The sequence below is a fragment of the Bradyrhizobium sp. LA6.8 genome (assembly GCF_040547935.1).
GTDB lineage: Bacteria > Pseudomonadota > Alphaproteobacteria > Rhizobiales > Xanthobacteraceae > Bradyrhizobium > Bradyrhizobium barranii.
Genome location: NZ_JBEPQQ010000009.1, coordinates 172283 through 191174 on the forward strand (window position 1 = coordinate 172283; position 18892 = coordinate 191174).

General features: G+C 64.7%; 17 protein-coding genes. 10 read left to right on the forward strand and 7 right to left on the reverse strand.

What is annotated here, in order from left to right:
- Entirely contained in the window at window positions 1-2313 is a 2313-nt protein-coding gene (locus ABIA90_RS35020; RefSeq protein WP_354120386.1) for a xanthine dehydrogenase family protein molybdopterin-binding subunit, read from the forward strand.
- Window positions 2314-2368: 55 nt separating this feature from the next.
- A complete protein-coding gene (locus tag ABIA90_RS35025; protein WP_354120385.1) occupies window positions 2369-2629 on the forward strand; it encodes a hypothetical protein in 261 nt (86 codons plus the stop codon).
- Between the two features lie 270 nt (window positions 2630-2899).
- Here the strand turns inward: ABIA90_RS35025 and ABIA90_RS35030 are convergent, their stop codons facing one another.
- From ABIA90_RS35030 to ABIA90_RS35045, 4 genes are all read right to left on the reverse strand, one after another.
- On the reverse strand, window positions 2900-4627 hold the full coding sequence (locus ABIA90_RS35030) for a methanol/ethanol family PQQ-dependent dehydrogenase (protein WP_354120384.1): 1728 nt from the start codon (window positions 4625-4627) through the stop codon (window positions 2900-2902).
- A 117-nt stretch (window positions 4628-4744) separates the two neighbouring features.
- Window positions 4745-5398: a QcrA and Rieske domain-containing protein gene (locus ABIA90_RS35035; RefSeq protein ID WP_354076703.1), complete on the reverse strand. Its 654-nt coding sequence runs from the start codon at window positions 5396-5398 to the stop codon at window positions 4745-4747.
- 264 nt (window positions 5399-5662) lie between these two features.
- Window positions 5663-6127, reverse strand: a complete 465-nt coding sequence (locus tag ABIA90_RS35040) for a group III truncated hemoglobin (RefSeq protein ID WP_166343232.1) — start codon at window positions 6125-6127, stop codon at window positions 5663-5665.
- Between the two features lie 135 nt (window positions 6128-6262).
- Complete coding sequence (locus tag ABIA90_RS35045; RefSeq protein WP_354120383.1) at window positions 6263-7174, reverse strand: 3-hydroxybutyryl-CoA dehydrogenase; 912 nt, start codon at window positions 7172-7174, stop codon at window positions 6263-6265.
- A gap of 245 nt (window positions 7175-7419) precedes the next feature.
- Between ABIA90_RS35045 and pstS the strand changes: the two genes are divergently transcribed.
- The 3 genes from pstS (at window position 7420) to ABIA90_RS35060 (ending at window position 9721) form a co-directional block, all read left to right on the forward strand.
- Entirely contained in the window at window positions 7420-8472 is a 1053-nt protein-coding gene (gene pstS, locus ABIA90_RS35050) for a phosphate ABC transporter substrate-binding protein PstS (protein WP_354120382.1), read from the forward strand.
- 182 nt (window positions 8473-8654) lie between these two features.
- Complete coding sequence (gene arsC / locus ABIA90_RS35055) at window positions 8655-9026, forward strand: arsenate reductase (glutaredoxin) (protein WP_354120381.1); 372 nt, start codon at window positions 8655-8657, stop codon at window positions 9024-9026.
- Window positions 9023-9721: an ABC transporter permease gene (locus ABIA90_RS35060; RefSeq protein ID WP_085405650.1), complete on the forward strand. Its 699-nt coding sequence runs from the start codon at window positions 9023-9025 to the stop codon at window positions 9719-9721. Before arsC ends, ABIA90_RS35060 begins: the two co-directional genes overlap by 4 nt.
- Here the strand turns inward: ABIA90_RS35060 and ABIA90_RS35065 are convergent.
- A complete protein-coding gene (locus ABIA90_RS35065; RefSeq protein WP_354076712.1) occupies window positions 9695-10504 on the reverse strand; it encodes an ABC transporter substrate-binding protein in 810 nt (269 codons plus the stop codon). The genes ABIA90_RS35060 and ABIA90_RS35065 overlap by 27 nt on opposite strands.
- 200 nt (window positions 10505-10704) lie before the next feature.
- Window positions 10705-11112: a hypothetical protein gene (locus ABIA90_RS35070; RefSeq protein ID WP_354120380.1), complete on the reverse strand. Its 408-nt coding sequence runs from the start codon at window positions 11110-11112 to the stop codon at window positions 10705-10707.
- Between the two features lie 125 nt (window positions 11113-11237).
- Between ABIA90_RS35070 and ABIA90_RS35075 the strand changes: the two genes are divergently transcribed.
- Window positions 11238-12599 carry a hypothetical protein gene (locus tag ABIA90_RS35075; RefSeq protein ID WP_502916663.1) on the forward strand — a complete coding sequence of 454 codons (1362 nt, stop codon included), beginning with the start codon at window positions 11238-11240 and terminating at the stop codon, window positions 12597-12599.
- Window positions 12600-12662: 63 nt separating this feature from the next.
- The gene (locus ABIA90_RS35080; RefSeq protein ID WP_354120378.1) at window positions 12663-12941 is read left to right on the forward strand and encodes a Plug domain-containing protein; all 279 of its coding nucleotides are present in this window, start codon (window positions 12663-12665) and stop codon (window positions 12939-12941) included.
- 19 nt (window positions 12942-12960) lie between these two features.
- On the opposite strand, the gene ABIA90_RS35085 is transcribed toward ABIA90_RS35080, so the two are convergent.
- On the reverse strand, window positions 12961-14277 hold the full coding sequence (locus ABIA90_RS35085; protein ID WP_354120377.1) for an alpha/beta hydrolase: 1317 nt from the start codon (window positions 14275-14277) through the stop codon (window positions 12961-12963).
- A 272-nt stretch (window positions 14278-14549) separates the two neighbouring features.
- On the opposite strand from ABIA90_RS35085, the gene blaBJP reads away from it, so the two are divergent.
- The 3 genes from blaBJP to ABIA90_RS35100 all read left to right on the forward strand — a co-directional run bounded on the left by blaBJP (window position 14550) and on the right by ABIA90_RS35100 (window position 18812).
- Complete coding sequence (gene blaBJP, locus ABIA90_RS35090) at window positions 14550-15434, forward strand: BJP family subclass B3 metallo-beta-lactamase (RefSeq protein ID WP_354120376.1); 885 nt, start codon at window positions 14550-14552, stop codon at window positions 15432-15434.
- Window positions 15435-15771: 337 nt separating this feature from the next.
- Window positions 15772-17781, forward strand: a complete 2010-nt coding sequence (locus ABIA90_RS35095; protein WP_354120375.1) for a putative bifunctional diguanylate cyclase/phosphodiesterase — start codon at window positions 15772-15774, stop codon at window positions 17779-17781.
- A gap of 248 nt (window positions 17782-18029) precedes the next feature.
- Window positions 18030-18812: a LuxR C-terminal-related transcriptional regulator gene (locus tag ABIA90_RS35100; protein ID WP_354120374.1), complete on the forward strand. Its 783-nt coding sequence runs from the start codon at window positions 18030-18032 to the stop codon at window positions 18810-18812.
- The last annotated feature ends 80 nt before the right edge of the window (window positions 18813-18892 follow it).

Sequence of the window (18892 nt, forward strand, 5' to 3'; positions counted from 1 at the left end):
ATGAATTTCATCGAGAACCCGACGAAGCTCCGTGGCTTCGAAAAGAACCTCAAGGTCGAGAAGGTCTCGCGCCGCAGCATCCTGAAGGGGCTCGGCGTCACCGGCGGCTTCGTGCTCGCCGCCCCCGTGATGTCACGCCAGGCCTTCGCCTATGAGACCGGCGCCGGCAAGATGCCGCACGGCGTCGTGGTCGATCCCCGCGTCTTCGTTGCCGTTGCGCCCGACGGCACCGTCACCATCCTCGCCCACCGCGCTGAAATGGGCACCGGCGTGCGCACCAGCCTGCCGCTGATCGTCGCCGAAGAGATGGAAGCCGACTGGTCCAGGGTCAAAGTGCAGCAGGCCCATGGCGACGAGGTCAAGTTCGGCAACCAGGACACCGACGGCTCGCGCAGCACGCGGCATTATCTGATCCCGATGCGCCAGATCGGTGCCTCCGCCCGCACCATGCTGGAGCAGGCCGCGGCCAAGCGCTGGGGCGTGCCGGCGACCGAGGTCAAGGCCGTCAACCACGAGGTCGTCCATAGCGCCAGCGGCCGCAAGCTCGGCTTCGGCGAACTCGCCGCGGACGCAGCCAAGGAATCGGTGCCGAGCATCGAAGGCCTCAAGCTGAAGGACCCCAAGGACTTCCGTTATCTCGGCAAGGGCCAGATCAGCATCGTCGATCTCCACGACATCACCACCGGCAAGGCGCGCTACGGCGCCGACGTACGCCTGCCAGGCATGAAATATGCGGTCATCGCGCGCCCGCCGGTGACCGGCGGCAAGCTGGTCTCGTTCGATCCGGACGCGGCGCTGAAGGTCCCCGGCGTCGAGAAGGTGATGCAGGTGCGCGGCTGGCCGTGGCCGTCGAAATTCCAGCCGCTCGGCGGCGTCGCGGTGATCGCGCGCAACACCGGCGCGGCGATCAAGGGCCGCGACGCGCTGAAGCTGACCTGGGACGACGGCGCCAACGGCAAATACGACTCGGTCGCCTATCGCAAGGAGCTCGAGGAAGCCTCGCGCAAACCGGGCCTCGTCGTGCGCCAGGAGGGTGACGCAGACGCTGCGCTGAAGGCCGCCGACAAGGTCGTCGTCGGCGAATACTATCTGCCGCACCTCGCCCATGTCAGCATGGAGCCGCCGGTGGCGGTCGCCGACGTCAAGGGTGACAGGGCGGAGATCTGGGCGCCGGTGCAGAGTCCCGGCGGCACCCGCGAGGACGTCGCCAAGACGCTCGGCATTCCCGAGGACAACGTCACGGTGAACGTCACGCTGCTTGGCGGCGGTTTCGGCCGCAAGTCGAAATGCGACTTCGCGCTCGAGGCCGCACTGCTGTCGAAGGAGCTCGGCACGCCGGTGAAGGTGCAATGGACACGCGAGGACGACGTCCGTCACGACTTCCTGCACACCGTCTCTGTCGAGCGGATCGAGGCGGGGCTCGACAAGAACGGCAAGGTGATCGCCTGGCGCCACCGCAGCGTGGCCCCGAGCATCGCCTCGACCTTCGCCGCGGGTGCAAACCACCAGGCGCCCTTCGAGCTCGGCATGGGCCTCGTCGACATGCCGTTCGAGATCGCCAACATCTCCTGCGAGAACCCGGAAGCCGCGGCATTCACCCGCATCGGCTGGTTCCGTTCGGTCTCGAACATCCCGCGGGCCTTTGCGGTGCAGTCGATGGTCGGCGAGATCGCGCAGGCGACCGGGCGCGACCAGAAGGAGACGCTGCTCGCGCTGATCGGCAGTCCCCGCATCGTCAAGCCGGCGGTGAAGGACATGTGGAACTACGGCGAGCCCTATGACAGCTACCCGATCGACACCGCGCGCCTGCGCAAGGTGGTCGAGCTGGTCGCCGAGAAGGGCGAATGGGGCCGTCAGGTGCCGAAAGGCCACGGCCTCGGAATTGCCGTGCACCGAAGCTTCGTCAGCTACATCGCGACCATCGTCGAGGTGGCCGTCGACGAGAAGGGCAAGCTGACGGTGCCGCGGGTCGACACCGCGATCGACTGCGGCACCTATGTCAATCCCGAGCGCATCGCCTCGCAGATGGAGGGCGCGGCGATCATGGGGCTGAGCGTCGCCAAATACGGCGCGATCACCTTCAAGGACGGCAAGGTGGAGCAGAAGAACTTCGACGACTTCCAGGTCCTCAGGATGGATGAATCTCCTCTTGTAACCAACGTCTACATCGTCCCGCCCGGACCCGACACGCCGCCGAGCGGCGTCGGCGAGCCCGGTGTTCCGCCGTTCGCACCCGCGCTGATGAACGCGATCTTCGCCGCGACCGGAAAGCGTATCCGCAGCCTTCCGCTCGGCAAGCAATTGGAGGCCTAAGGCGGAACATTGAGCGGCCTCGCGCCGTTTCCATCGATCTGACAGGAGCAGATCGATGACCAACATCTCAAAGGCGCTCGCAGTCTCGTTGCTGTCGGGCGCCTTTTTCATGACGACCACGGCTGCGTTCGCTCAAAGCAACACCACCCCGCCGACCACCGCCACGCGCCCCACCGCGCCGGACCAGAACTCGCTTCCCAACGCCGGCGCCCCGCCGCCTTCGACCACACAGGCCACCGGGCAGACCAGCTCCGATCCGAAGGTTCAGGAGATGAACCAGAAGGAAAAGGACAAGGTTGATCGGCAGGGGAAGTAGCGGTCCAGCGCCTGCGCCCACATACCGCCGCTCGCCGCCATGGCCGGGCTTGTCCCGGCCATCCACGACCTCTGCCGCGGCACGAAGAACGTGGATGCCCGGGCCTTCGCCTCGCCGAAGCGGCTTCGGCCGCGCAGGCGGGACAAGCCCGGGCATGACGAGTTCGTGGCGCGAGCAACAATCCTTACCGCACACGCAAAATGCGGCGGACGTTGCCGTCCGCCGCATTTGCCCCCTGACGCTCCGCTTCCTTCGATTCGCCCGCGGAGCTTATTTCTTCAGCGCGAACACCCAGATCACGCCGCCCTGCGGCACATTGGATTCGATGCCGATATTGTTGGTCGCGAGCGCATCCTGGATGCGCTGCGCGTCGACGCCCCATCCCGACTGGATCGCGATGTATTGCGTGCCGTCGATCTCATAGGACGACGGCATGCCCATGATGCCGGAGTTGGTCTTCTGCTCCCACAGCAGCTCCCCGGTCTTGGCATTGAAGGCGCGGAAGTTGCGGTCGTTGGTGCCGCCGACGAAGACGAGATCGCCTGCGGTCGCCGTCACCGAGCCGAACAGCTGCGACTTCGGGAAATTGTGCTGCCACACCTTCTTGCCGGTGACGGGATCCCAGGCCTGGAGCTCGCCGAAATGATCGGCGCCGGGCTTCGTCGTCAGGCCGATGTCCTCCGGCTTGGTGCCGAGCCAGAGTTCGCCCGCCTTGAGCGGAACCTTCTCTCCGGTGAAGCCGCCGCAGAAATTCTCGTTGGCGGGCACGTAGACGAGCCCGGTCCTCTGGCTGTAGGCCGCCGACGGCCAGTCCTTGCCCCCCCACAGCGACGGACAGAACTCGACCCGCTTGCCGATGACCGGCTTGTGCGCAGGATCGACGATCGGCTTGCCGCTCTCGGCATCGATGCCCTTCCAGACATCGGTCGCGACGAAGGGCCAGCCTGCGACGTAGTTGATCTTGGTCGGGGTGCGCTCGAGCACCCAGAAGATCGCGTCGCGGCCCGGATGGATCAGGCTCTTGATGGTGCGACCGTCGCGTTGCAGGTCGACCAGGATCGGTGCTTCGACCTCGTCCCAGTCCCAGGAATCGTTCTGGTGGTACTGGTGGTAGGTCTTGATCTTCCCATTGCTGGGATCGAGCGCGAGCACCGAGGAGGTGTAGAGATTGTCGCCGGGATGCGTCTCGCCAGGCCATGGCGCGGCGTTACCGACGCCCCAGTAGATCGTCTTGGTGTCCTTGTCGTAATTGCCGGTCATCCAGGCGGAGCCACCGCCGGTCTTCCAGTCGTCGCCCTGCCAGGTATCGTGACCGGGCTCGCCCTCGCCGGGGATGGTGAAGGTGCGCCACAACTCCTTGCCGTCCTTGGCATCGTATGCGGCGACGTAACCGCGCACGCCGAGTTCACCGCCGGAGCCTCCGACGATGACCTTGCCCTCGACGACCAGCGGCATCAGGGTCATGTACTGGCCCTTCTTGTAGTCCTGCACCTTGGTGTCCCACACCACCTTGCCGGTCTTGGCGTCGAGCGCGACGACATGGTCGTCGGTGGTGGCGAGATAAAGCTTGTCCTCCCAGAGACCGACGCCGCGGTTGGTCGGATGCAGCTGAAAGAGGTCGTCGGGAAGCTGCCGCTTGTAGCGCCAATATTCGTCGCCGGTCTTCGCGTTCAGCGCGATCACCTGCCCCATCGGGGTCGCCACGAACATCACGCCATTGTTGACGATCGGCGGCGCCTCGTGGCCTTCGACCACGCCGGTGGCAAAGGTCCAGACCGGTGTGAGATTCTTGACGTTCGAGGTGTTGATCTGGTCGAGCGGGCTGTAGCCCTGTCCGTCATAGGTGCGCCGATAGAGCATCCAGTTGCCGGGTTCCGGATTTTCCAGCCGCTGCTGGGTGACCGGCGCGTAGTTCTCGATCGGGCCGGCGACGGCGACGGTCGAGACAAGGCACGTGAAGGCGACGAAGCCGGACAGTAACCATTGCTTCCTGGTCATGAACGTTCCCCTTTTTCATCCGTTTGAATTCTTGTTTTGAATTCTTGTCGTTCGTCCCGTCGTCCGCCCATCGGCGGATGCGGCCTCTCGTGACGCGGGCACAACCCGCACCGTCCGTCATCCTGGCTGCACGCCACCTACCTTTCCGATGAAGTTGCCGGCGACGCTGAGCGAACCGTCAGCGAGCGCGAGCGGCAGCGCGGCAAGCCGCCGCGGCGCCGGTCCGAACACGACCTGCGCGCCCTCGCGGGGATCGTATTCGGAGTTGTGACACATGCACTTGAACACGTCCTTGTCGCCGACATCGCTCTTGACCCAGGCGGTGACGGGACAGCCGGCATGCGAGCAGATCGCCGAATAGGCCAGGATGCCGTCGACGGCACGCGCGCGGGTCTTCTCGTCGAGCTCGGCGGGATCGAGCCGGATGATCAGGATTTCGTTGAGGCGCGATGCGCTGCGCACCACCGACGTGTTGGGATCCTTCGGCCACGCATGGACCGGCGGTCCACCGGCCGGGAGATCGGCCGCGGTGATGAGCTTTCCCTCCTGTTCGCCTTCGGAGAAGACGAGGAGATCACCCTTCTGCGGACGTTCGTCGGAGCCTGGCGGATCCTCGCCCGCGCGCGCCTGCGTGGAACAACCAAGGCAGGCGGTCGTGGCGAGCGCGCCAAGCAGCAGCGTTCGCCGCGTCTGTTCTGTACCCGCGTCGACTTCAGACTCCGCGGTGCTCTCGGACGATGAGGGGGTGGTGTTGAACGATGCGCGCGACATGCACGCTAGCAGGCGCTGGAACTCTGCCGAAAAAAAGGCGGAGAGTTGGCGCCGCAGCGCATCAATATGTCTTTGCTCGCTTTGGTTGAACGCAAATGAATGCGTTCCAGCGCATATTTGCAATTGCAACGTCGCGTCGCGCGATCGGCATGATGATTTTGCAGATCAGACCGATGATGCGGGAATTGGTGCAACGCGTTATTGGCCGCGCAGCACAACCTCGAAGCGACACAACTGCACGTTTTACAGGCAGATTTGCTGTCGTCAGGACCGGAGCACGTGACGCGGCGCAGCGATACGGCCGGCGATGGTCGCCGACGCCATCTCAAAACTGTCGGCGATACGTCGCGCCTTGTCGATGAAGAGCGCGGCCGCCGGCGGCGGACAGACCTCGCGCGCGGTCTGCTCGAACAGATCGAGCCAGCGATCGAAATGATCGCCGACCAAGCTGAGCGGCACATGCGCCCGCATCGGCGAACCATGATAGCGGCCACTCATCAGCACGACCGACGACCAGAAATCCTTGAGTTTGGCGAGATGCTCGTCCCAATTCTGCACGATCGCAAAGACCGGCCCCAGCAGCCCATCCTCGCGCACGCGTCCGTAGAAGCGGGTGACGAGCTCCCCGATCATCTCCTCGGTGATCCCGGTGCGCTCGATCGCATCCTGGGTCAGCAGGTTCCGCCGCGCGGCCGCCGCCTCGCGCTCGGCCTTCAGTCGATCCGACATGTCCTTCGTTATCCGTTCATTTGTTCCCGCAGGCCGCCCGTTCGACATTGTCGGGCCAATTGCACGCGGCGTCTTTGTCGCAGCGCAAATTGCGGGGATCGGGCGGCGGATGCAGAGCACCCGCCGCCCGCGCCATCAGGCGCTATAGGTGTAGAAGCCCTGGCCGGTCTTGCGGCCGAGATGGCCGGCATCGACCATTTCCTTGAGCAAGGGGGCCGGACGGTACTTGGGGTCGTTGAAGCCCTTATAGAAGACCTCCATCACCGAAAGCATGGTGTCGAGCCCGACGAGGTCGGCGAGCGCCAGTGGCCCGATCGGATGGTTGCAGCCGAGCTTCATGCCGGCATCGATCTCCTCAGCGGTTGCGATCCCTTCCTGGAGCGCAAAGATCGCCTCGTTGATCATCGGGCACAGGATGCGGTTGACGGCGAAGCCGGGGCTGTTCTTGGCCGTGATCGCCACCTTGCCGACCCGCTTGGCGAAATCCAGCGCCTTGGCGTGGGTGTCGTCGGAGGTCTGCAAGCCGCGGATGAGTTCCAGCAGCGCCATCACCGGCACCGGGTTGAAGAAGTGCATGCCGATGAAGCGATCGGGACGATCGGTTGCGGCGGCAAGCTTCGTGATCGAGATCGAGGAGGTGTTGGTCGCGAGCAGCGTGCGCGGCGACAGCGTGGCGCAGAGGTCCTTCAGGATCTTGACCTTGAGCTCCTCGTTCTCGGTCGCGGCCTCGATGACGAGGTCGCAATCGGCGAGCTTCGCGCGGTCGGTGGTGCCGGTGATGCGCTTGAGAGCCTCCTCGCGATCGGCCGCCGACATCTTCTCCTTCTTGACCAGGCGCTCGAGGCTGCCGCCGACGGTCGACAGCCCGCGGTTCACCGCCGCATCGGAGATGTCGACCATCACGACCGAGAGCCCGGCCGCGGCACAAATCTGCGCGATGCCGTTCCCCATGGTCCCTGCCCCGATGATGCCAACCGTGTTGATCATTGCCTCGTATCCTTCATCCTTGCGGGCGTGCCAGACGGCCCGGCCCCATTGTTCCTGCATCAGGGTCTAGCACCGCCGCCGGGCGGGTGCGACCTGATCCTGCCCCCTCCTTAAAGCATCTCGGGCGGGAATAAAGCCGCTCTTCCGCCGCGGAGAGGTGCGATTCGATGCCCCGGCGGGCTGATTTGTGCGCATTTTGCCCGGCCACTGCAGGGGTGCCGAGGGCGCGCCAGCGAGCACCGGCCAGGACGTCTTTGTGACACAGGCCACATCTGCTTCTTGGCCGGCCTGCTAGCCTCGGCCGCATGATGAAGCATCTCACTCTCCCCGTCCTCTTCACCGCTCTGCTCGTCGCCACGCAAAGCCTGGCGGCCGAGACCAAGGGAGCCGGCTCAACCTTCGTTTCGCCCGTGATGGCGAAATGGATCGACGCATACAAGACGAAGACCGGCAACACCGTCAGCTATCAGGCGGTCGGCTCGAGCATCGGCGTCGGCCTGATCAAGAAAGAGGCCGTCGACTTCGGCGCAAGCGACATGCCGCTTGATCCCAAGGAGCTGGACAGGCTCGGCATGATGCAATTCCCGATCGTGATCGGAGGCGTCGTGCCGGTGGTCAATATCGATGGAGTCAAGCCCGGCCAGATCCGCTTCACCGGCCAGATGCTCGCCGACATCTATCTCGGCAAGCTGAAATCATGGAACGATCCGGCCATTCGCGCGATCAACCCCGACATCAGGCTGCCGAACACTGCGATCACGGTGGTTCATCGCATCGACGGATCCGGCACGACGTTCAACTGGTCGAACTACCTCTCGAAGGTCAGCCCGCAGTGGAAGACGAGCGTGGGCGAAGGCACCTCGGTCGAGTGGCCACTTGGTCTCGGCGGCAAGGGTAATGACGGCGTCGCCTCGCTCGTCAGCCTCGTGCCCGGTTCGATCGGCTATCTCGAATACACTTACGCGCTGCAACGGCTAGACAGAATCTCATTTGGCGTCGTGCAGAACAGCGCCGGCAATTTCGTCGTCCCCGACGCCGCATCGTTCCAGTCCGCGGCCTCGAGCGCGGACTGGAAGGCGGAGAAAGATTTCCATCTCGTGCTCACCAACGCGCCCGGCGAAGACGCCTACCCCATCACAGCCACGACGTTCGTGCTGATGCCGAAGGCGCCGAAATCCGAGGAACGATCGGCAGCGGCCATCGACTTCATGCGCTGGTCGCTGGAGAACGGAAAGGCCCAGGCCGAGACGCTCAATTACGTGCCGCTGCCGGCCGCCCTGGTCGACCAGATCGAGCGCTACTGGCAGCAGAGCCTTGGCGCGCCCTCGATTTCGGCATCGGCTAACGTCAAGCGCTGAAGCTTGGAAACGAGCAACCGTCATGCCCGGGCCTGTCCCGGGCATCCACGTTCCCAGTGCCAGCCGCGCGACCGCGATCCTTCTGGAAATCTCGCCGTGAATCGTGATTTAGTCCCGCGGAAGGCCTGTTGCCGGCTCGCAGCGGCGAGAACGCGCGAAGGTCCAGGCCCGGGGGCTTTCGAATGGACGTGATCATCTACCACAATCCCGATTGCGGCACGTCGCGCAGCGCGCTTGCCACGATCGGGAGTGCCGGCATCGAGCCGCACGTGGTCGAATATTTGAAGACGCCACCCTCGCGAGCCCCGTTGCAGCAATCCATCGCGCGCATGGGGATTTCGGTGCGCGAGGCGGTCCGCGAAAAGGCGGCGCCCAATACGGAGCTCGGGCTCGACAACCCCGCACTGACGGATGACCAGCGGCTCGAAGCGATGGTGGTACATCCGATCCTGATCAACAGGCCGATCGTGGTGACCCCGAACGACGTCAGGCTTTGCCGCCCTTCGGATCTGGTGCTTGATCTCCTGCCGGCGCGACGGCGTCCGGCCGGATGAACGATTTCGCGCGATCCATCGGCGCCGCGCTCACGCTGATCGGCGAGGCCGACGCCGAGCTGCTCGGCATCGTCGCGCTGTCGGTTCGTGTCAGCCTGACCGCCGGCATCGTCGCGCTGCTGATCGGCGCGCCCTTCGGGGCGCTGCTCGCGATCACCCGATTCCGCGGGCGGCAGGTCGTCATCGTGCTGACCAATGCGCTGCTCGGCCTTCCGCCGGTCGTGGTCGGGCTTGCGCTCTATCTTCTGCTGTCGCGGTCCGGCCCGCTTGGGGCAGCCGGACTGTTGTTCACGCCGACCGCCATGGTGATCGCGCAGACCCTGCTTGCGACCCCGATCGTGGTCGCGCTGGTGCACCGGCCGGCGAGCCTGCTTTGGGCGGAGTATGGCGACCTCGCGCGGATCGACGGACTATCGACGCTGCGCAGCATCGGCTTGCTGTTCGCGCTCGGCCGGACATCGCTGCTGACGGCCTTTCTCGCGGCGTTCGGACGCGCGATCGCCGAGGTCGGCGCCATCATCATCGTCGGTGGCAACATCCGCGGCTTCACGCGCACGATGACGACGGCGATCGCACTGGAGACCAGCAAGGGCGACCTGCCGCTGGCACTCGGGCTCGGGCTGATCCTGCTCGCGCTCAGCGTGGCGGTGTCGACCGTCGCCTTCCTGCTAGTGGGACGCGTTGGGGAAAAATAGCTGCTCGCCGCCGACCTTGTAGCCGGCGATCGCGTCCTGCCCCTTCGGCGAGACCAGCCAGTCGATGAAGGCCTGTCCGTCCTTCGCCTTCACATTCGCATGCGTCGCCGGATTCACCAGCATGACGCCATACTGGTTGAACAGCCGCTTGTCGCCCTCGGTCAGGACGGCAAGCTCGCCGCGGTTCTTGAACGACAGCCAGGTGCCACGGTCCGACAGAAGATAGGCGTTCGACGACGAGGCCATGTTCAGCGCCGGACCCATGCCCTGCCCGATCTCGCGATACCAGCTGTCCTTGCCGGCGCCGATATCGACGCCCGCCTCCTTCCACAATCTCAGCTCGGCCGCATGGGTGCCGGACTTGTCGCCGCGCGAGATGAATGGCGCCTTCGCCGCCGCGATCTTGCGCAGCGCATCCGTGACGTCCTTGCCGCCGGCGATCTTTGCGGGATCGCTCTTCGGACCGACAATGATGAAGTCATTGTACATCACGTCGAAGCGCTTCACGCCCTGCCCCTCGGACATGAACTTGTCCTCGGCCGGCCTGTCATGCACGAACACCACGTCGGCATCGCCGCGCCGCCCGATATCGAGGGCCTGGCCGGTGCCGACGGCAACGACCTTCACCTCGATGCCCTCCGCCTTCGAGAACAACGGCAGCAGGTAACCAAACAGGCCCGACTGTTCCGTCGACGTCGTCGAGGCCACGGTGATGGTGCGATCCTGCGCGAATGCGCATGTCGACCAGACCAGAACCGCTGCGATGGCGGCAAGCTTTCTCATTGCGTTGTCCTCACTCCCCAGACGTTTGAACTTAGGCGGGAAGGATGACGCAGGGAAGTCCGACGTTCGGCGCAGGATCAGCGGCCGGGTATGTCTTGCGGATCACGTCTTTTCTCCTTCGTCGTCGAAGGAAGCGTATCGGGGATCGGCGCGGCAACTCTGTGGGCGCGGTCACATTGGCCGCCTGCCGCGCCGGAGCTTCAGGACGACCGCAGCTTTTCGATGATGGCCGTCACCTCGTTCAGCTGGGCTTTGGCCGTGGCCAGCAGATCGAGCAGATCGCGCGCCGACTGGGCTGATCCGCCAACGGCGGCCTGATCGATCACGCTCAAGCCGTCGGTGAGACGCGAGATGATTTGCACGAGTTCATCGCGGCGCGCCTCGAGGTCCGCAAGCGTTGCATCAAAGCCCTCGTCGAGCCGGGCGCCTTGCAACGAGCGGATCGGAACGATCCTGTCGTCGGGAGGATCGGACATGCGCGTGCTTTGCGTTGCTGTCCCGTCCATCCTAGGCGCGACCGCCCGCAACCCGGCGGTGGTGCATTGTCGCATCCGACACGGCAGTCGCGTTGCCCTTTCCCGCGCGGTGGAGGCACGGATGTTCTGCAATTGGTCCCACCTACATTGACATCGATGTGACGGCCGGGGCAGTTTTTTGCATTGCTGGCGAATCAGCGATTGCTTCACGCCGAGTACCTCTTGGACAACTCCCTGTGCTTTCGAGACTGATATCGTTGCTGCGCCGCATTCCCGCGGTGAAATGGGCGTTCACCCGGCTTAGGCCCTTGCCTCACGGCGGCAGCATCGATGTCGCGCCGATCGCGGCAAGCGATTCGCCCGCAATCGTCGCCAACATCGCAGAAGCCGTTCCGGCTCCCGACAGCATCAGCACCACCCCGCTGCCCAGTGACACCGAGATCGCCGTTGCGGCTCCGGTCGCCGAAGATGGCGCCGCTATCTCTGTCATCCCGGAGAGCTCGTCCGCGGCGCCAACTGATATCAGCGTCGCCGATGATCCATCCTTGGAAGCGCCGACAGAGGTCGAGGCGGTCGTCGTCGAAGAGGTTTCGGTCTCATCAGTCGAGGTGGAGAGCGAGGCCGTTGAGCTCGTCAGCAGCGATCCGCCCGCGGAGCTTGAGACCAGCGTCGCACCCGTTGTCGTAGAAGAGACACCGGTCCCGGTTGTCGAGATCGAGAGTGAGCCGGTCGGTGCACACGAGCTCGTCATCAGCAACCCACCTGTGGAACTTCCGGAGATCGCTGAACCCGTCATCGTTGAAGAGGCGCGGCTGTCGCCTGTCGAGGCCGAGAGCCGGCGGGCCAACGTTTCCGAGCCCGTCGTCAGCAACGATGCATCTCCCCAACTCGCGACCGAGGTGGAGCTTGTCGTCGCAGAGGAGGCGCTGGTCTCCTCTATCGACATCGAGATCGCTCCGGTTGATGCCCCCGTTCTCGCCGTCAACGACGATACCTCCTCTGACGTCGCTGATGTGGAGCCGGCTGTCGTGGAGGACCCGTGCGTCGCGCTTGCGGACAGCGACGTCTCGGCGGAGGAGGTCTCCGAGAGCAGCATCGACAGCGCGGCCTTCCCGATCGTCGCAATGGAGATCGAGCCGATCCCGGCCAACGATCCCGCCCCGATCGCAGCGATCGCCGCGCCGGGTTCGTCTGCCGACACAGCGAGCGTCGTCACGCATGTCGCGCCGGAGCCGGTCCTCGAGTCTCCTGCGCCGGTGATCCCCAGCGCGCCGAAGACGCGCACAAAGGTCGTGGAACCCGTCGACCGCGCCACGTTGATCCGGCAGCGCTGGACGGAGACCGGGATCAGGATGTGGAATCCGCGGCTTCACGGCGCCGGCGACGCCACGCTGAACATCCAGGGCCGCGTCGAGCTGCTGCCGCCCGCGCCCGGCGAGACCATGCCACGCTACGACAAGCTCGAATTCAGGATGCTGGACGGGCAGATCGTCTGCGAGGGCGTCGTCGTCGAGGCGCCCGCGTCGGCGGGTCAGCGCAGCTTTACCCGGCTCGCCGAGCCGCGTAACCCCGACCGGCCCCGCGAACCGGTACGGGAGCGCCGGGCCGCTCTCGCCTGACCCTTGTCCTCTGCGACCATGCCCGCCATATGCTAGGCTGACGGCTTGGACATGGGAGGCCGCATGCCCGCAAGATCATTGCGCCTGATCGTGATCGCCGCTCTCTGCATCTCGCAAGGGGCCTTTGCGGCGTCCGGCAAACGCCCGCACCATGCGCCCGCCACCGATCGGGCCGCGCCCCACAAGGCCGACCGGCTCTCGACCTCGCGCGGCGAGACGATCCTCAACACGCCCGGCCAGACCACCGTGCTGACACGTCAGATCCTTGACGACATGAACGCGACGACCCTCCGGGACGCCATGCGCTCGACCGCCGGCGTGACGATTGGGATTGGCCGCTAGATTTCGCGCGACTTCGCGTTCAGGGGATCGGATAGCCCTTCCAGACCCACTCCAGCGCCGACGGCAGCGTTTGCGCGATCGTCGGCCGGTCGACGTGCTTGGCGTTGCGCACGAACAGGAACTGGTAGTGGTAGCCCTTCTCCGCCAGCACTTTCGCCGTCAGCGCGTTCGACAGGGTCCAGTCATGCATGCCGTCGGGAATGGTCGGATTCGGATAGAACAGATCCTGGTCGCCGCCGAAGAACCAGAAGCGGATCGGCTTTACCGGCGCGGCGACGATCAGCGGCACGCCGGGCGGCTCGGCCGGCGTCAGCACGCCCGCCTTGGAGATGAGGTTGGGCGTGGCCGGCCCGGTCCAAGCGCTGTGATATTCCCACGCACCACCACGCAGCGACGGATCGTGCGGCCATTGCTGGTTGACCATGGTCGGCGAGAACGCCAGCACGCGGTGATAGAGATCGGGATAGAACCACGCCATGGTGAAGGCCGCAACCCCGCTCGAGCTCAGGCCCATCGTCGCGCGCCCGTCGGGGTTTTTGGTCAACTTGACGTCGGCGTTCTTCTCGACCAGCGGCAGCACCTCGCGCTCGACGAACTGCGCATAGTCGCCTGACACCGCATCGTATTCGCGGCCGCGCTGGCTGCCCTGCGCGTCCTGGCCGCCGTTGCCGATCTGGATCGCGATCATCGGTGGCACGCGGCGCTGCGCGATCAGATTATCGAGCGTCGTGGCGAGGTCCTTGTAGGCGTTGGAGCCGCCGTCGCCGACCACGATGAACGGCGCCTCGGTGCCGCGTACATATTGCGCCGGCACGTAGACGTCGATCGTGCGTGACCAGATTCCAGGATGGCTGGTGGTGACGACCATGTGCGACTTGTCATCCGGCGCGGTGACGGTCGTCATGATCGAGGAATTGGTGCAGCCGGCGACGTCGTCGCGGATCAGGCCGGGATTGTAGATCGTGCTCTCCTTCGACGTCAGCGTGAAGGATTTTGTCATGCCGCGTGGTACGCCTTCCTTCGCAATCGTCTCCGGCGCGGGATTGTGGGTGGGCCCGATGATGAAATTGCCCTCGGCACCGGGCGGCGGCAGCGTTCCGTCGGGCAGCTCCGTCGCGCGCGGATAGTCGGGGTTCGAGGGATCGCGCGTCGGCGGCGCCGTCTTGAAGTCGAGGCCCGTCGTGTCGATGAAGAACGGTGCCGCCTTGTCGGTGGTGTTGGCCCCGGGCGGCACAGCCATGTTCTGGGTGACGCAGGCCGGCTGCGACAATGCAATTGAAGTGAAGGAGACGAGGGAAATCAACGTCCCCGCAAGGACGGACAAAGAATTGGTCATTTCAGCTCCCGGTGCCGACAAGTCTTTCTGGCTCGCCTTGACGCAAAGTATGGCGGGCCGCCTGCGCGCGGTCAAACAGCAAGCGGCCGCATTCCAGCGATAGCCGCCATGCTCAAACCGAACGGCGACCGCTATTCCGCGCATGCCCATGAATATTTCCGGATACGAGGCCGTTGCTGCCGTAGCTCGCGCGACGTAGCTTGGGCACCGCGCCGTGCCAAGCAAAAGGCGCGCACGGTCAAAATGAACAAGAACACTTCGGGAGGCAACCTATGAAGAAGCTCGCGGCCACGCTATGTGCGCTGGCGTTCCTCGCAACCGGCGCACAGGCGCAGACCATCAAGGATTTCCTGACAGCGGTCATGCAGAAATGGACGGCGCCATTCGATCCGTTCCAGCTGATCGGCAACATCTATTATGTCGGAACCGACGGCATTGCCGTTTATGTCATCAAGACATCGCAGGGCCTGATCCTGATGGACACGGCGATGCCCCAGTCGACCGGCATGATCGAGGAGCACATCGCGAAGCTCGGCCTCAAGGTCGCGGACATCAAGATCATCCTCAACACGCATGCGCATCTCGACCACACCGGCGGCTTCGCCGAGATCAAGAAGGAGACCGGCGCGCAGCTCGTTGCCGGTGAGCGCGACAAACCGCTGCTCGAAGGCGGCTACTATCCAGGCGACGAGAAGAACGAGGACCTCGCCTTCCCCGCAGTGAAGGTCGACCGCGCGGTGAAGGAAGGCGACAAGGTCACGCTCGGCGACACCACGCTGACGGCACATGCAACGCCCGGCCACTCGCCGGGCTGCACGAGCTGGGAGATGACCGTCAAGGACGGTGGCCAGGACCGCGAGGTGCTGTTCTTCTGCAGCGGCACGGTGGCGCTGAACCGGCTGGTCGGCCAGCCGACCTATGCCGGCATCGTTGATGATTACCGCGCGACCTTCGCCAAGGCCAAGGCGATGAAGATCGAGGTGCTGCTCGGACCGCATCCGGAAGTCTATGGCATGCAGGCCAAGCGTGCGGAGATGAAGGACGGCGCACCGAACCCGTTCGTCAAGCCGGACGAGCTCGCAACCTACGCAACCAGCCTGTCGGAGGATTTCGACAAGCAACTCGCCAAGCAGACGGCGGCGTTGGAGAAGAAATAACGGCCATTTGTCCTCTCTTCACCTCTCCTTCCGCGGGGAGAGGTGAAGCGCGCGCGTCGGCTGACCGCGCGGCCATGCGCCGTCGCCGACGTGAAAAGCCAAGACTCGCAATGGTTAGCAGATCGTAGCTGCGGGTGGCCGCGGGCGAGACGTGCCTGAGACACGCGCCTCGGCCGCCGGATATCCTTAACACGGTCTCACCAATGCACGCGGCTGGAAAATCCCGTGGCAGCGCGCAACCTGCGCTGGCTTTTCGTGCAGTCCCACCTAACGCGACCTTTACCCCCGTCGTGCAAGATCGCCGCCGTTTTTGAAGGGATCCGGGGCGCGTATTGCAATGCCTGTCGTCAATTTGAAGTCTCAGCTCGCCGCCACGATGCGGCTGTTTCGCGTGCCGGCCGATAACCCGGACCTGACGCGCGCGCAGTTCGACGCCTTCTCCAAGCAGATCCCGCTGCTCTATTTCATCCTGATGAGCAACACGATCGCGGTCGCCTATACCTATGTCAACGTGGCGCCGGACTGGCTGACGATGATCGTGCCGAGCGTGCTCACCGTGCTCGCCGCGCTTCGGACCTTCTGGTGGCTGCGCCAGCGGCACCTCGTGCGCAGCGATGCCGATATCCTGCGCAATCTGCGCGCCACCAACTGGATGACATTGCCGATCGGCGCCGGCTTCACCGCATGGTCCTTTGCGCTGTACCCTTACGGCGACGCCTTCGCCAAGAGCCAGGTCGCCTTCTACATGGCGGTGACCGTGATCGGCTGCATCTTTTCGCTGATGCATCTGCGTTCCGCGGCGCTGATCGTGACGCTCGTCGTCGACGTTCCCTATGTGCTGTTCTTCTGGGCCACCGGCGAACCGACGCTGAAGGCGATCGCGGTCAACAACCTGCTCGTCTCCGGCGCGATGGTGACGGTGCTGTTCATCTACTACCGCGACTTCGCCGATCTCGTCTCGAGCCGCAAATCGCTGCTGGCGCAGCAGGCGGCAACGCAAGCGCTCTCGGACGAGAACTTCCGCCTCGCCAATCTCGATTCCCTCACCGAGCTGCCGAACCGCCGCCGCTTCTTCGCCGAGCTGTCGAGCGCTTTCACCGACGCCGAACGCAGGCGCGTTCGCGTCGCGGTGGGGATCATCGACCTCGACGGCTTCAAGCCGATCAACGACAATTACGGCCACTCGGTCGGCGATCGCGTCCTGATCGAAGCCGGGCGCCGCATCCGCGAAGTTTGCGAGGGCTTCGGCCCGCAGCGGGTGGAATTTGCCCGGCTCGGCGGCGACGAGTTCGGCCTTGTGGTGTGCGGCGATCCCGAAGATGACGATTTGATGCGGCTCGGCCAGCGCATCGGCGAACAGGTCAAGCTGCCCTACCAGCTCGACACCGCCCATACCGGGCTGTCCTGCTCGATCGGCTTCGCGCTGTTCCCAAGCTCGGCGACCAGCGCCGAAGCGCTCTATGAATGCTCCGACTACTCACTCTATCACGCCAAGCGCCATCTGCGCGGCCGCACCGTGATCTTCTCGAGCGAGCTCGAGGCCGAGATCCGCAGCCGCGGCGTCATCGAGAACTTGCTCCGCACTGCCGATTTCAGCACCGAGATGGACCTGGTGTTCCAGCCGATCGTGGACGCCATGAGCGAGCACACCGCCGGCTTCGAAGTCCTGGCGCGCTGGCGCAGCTCCCGCCTGGGCCTAGTCTCGCCGGCCGACTTCATTCCGGCCGCAGAACGCATCGGCTTGATCCGGCCGCTGACGCAGGCGCTGCTGGTCCGCGCGCTTGCGACGGCAAGGACCTGGCCCGACCACATCCGCCTGTCGTTCAACCTCTCTGCTCACGATGTCTGCGCAGCCGAGGGCATTTTGCCGCTGATCTCGATCATCGAGAAGAGCGGGTTGCCGCCGCACCGGATCGACTTCGAGATCACCGAGACCGCCGTCACCTTCGACTTCGTGCGCGCGCAGCAATCGATCGCGACGCTGAAGGCCATGGGCTGCGGCATTTCACTGGACGATTTCGGCACCGGCTATTCCTCGCTGAGCCACGTGCATCGGCTGCCGCTCGACAAGATCAAGATCGACCGCAGCTTCGTCGCCGACATCAACGAAAATCCGGTAAGTCACAAGATCATCAAGTCTCTCGCCGGCCTGTGCGACGACATGGAGATCGCTTGCGTCGCCGAGGGCGTCGAAACCCGCGCCCAGCTCGACAGCCTGCGTCGCCTGGGATGCGACTTCATCCAGGGCTACTACTTCGCAAAGCCGATGTCGGGCGATGCGATCGGCGACTATCTCGCAAAGGAACGCCAGCGTCTCGGCGACGCCGGCGCCAAGGTCGTGGCCTGAGAGGCCAGATCTCAATCCGCACGCGTAGCGCTGATAAATTAAATTGCTGCCTGTCAATCGTCCGCTTCACATGCGTCGAAACGCCCCCGACATGCCGGGATGCCGTGTCGGTGCTTGTCAGCGACATCAAAACGCGCGATACTCAATTTCAAGGGGAAAGATATTAAATATACAACTTTTTGATCTTGGTGGCCTTCAACTGGGCGCGGCGGCAAACACGGTTGTGAGTTGGCAATCGGGAGGCAGGCATGTCGTCCAATGCGTCATTTTCGGCAGGGCGCCACGTCCCGCCGCATTCCCACCTCACCGCTTCGCATGCATCACCGCCGCCCGCCGAGCCGGGCGGCGGCGGCCTCATACCCATCAGCCTCTTCATCCTCAGCGACGTGCGCCTGCTCTGCGAAGGCCTCGGTTCCTGCCTGGCCCGGCAGGAATGCTTACGCATCGCGGGACACGGCGATCTTGCGACCCCGCCTGAGCAAGTCGTCGACAGCGGCGCGCAGGTGCTGCTGGTCGACATAGCGACGCCGCAGGGCTTGCAGCAATCGGCAGCCTGCCGCGCGCTGACGCCGGCGTTGAAGGTCGTCGCCATCGCGGTCGCCGAGGCCGAGCAGGACATCCTGGCCTGCGCAGAGGCCGGCGTGTCCGGCTTTGTGCTGCGCGAGGGTTCGATCAGTGATGTCGTCGCCGCCGTCCATAACGCGATGCGCGACGAGCTCGTGTGCTCGCCCAAGGTCGCCGCCGCCCTGTTCGGCCGCCTCGCGCTGCTCTCAGCGCGGACCGTCACGCGAGCGCCGGCCGCCGGCGTCGACACGCTGACACCACGCGAGCACGAGATCATTCGCTTCGTCGGCGAAGGGCTTTCGAACAAAGAGATCGCTCGAGCCTTGCGGATCCGCAATTCGACGGTGAAGAACCACATGCACAACGTGCTCAGCAAATTGCAGATTCGCCGGCGCGGCGAGATCAGCAAGCATCTGCACGCGAACGGCGCGCCCGCGTCGGCATCGTCGCGGATCCAGACCCGCTAGACCTTTCGGCCTAGATCCTTCGGGCCGGCATCGCGCGCGAAGCCGCTATATCGCCGTGAATTGCGCGCCGGTTGGCGTCG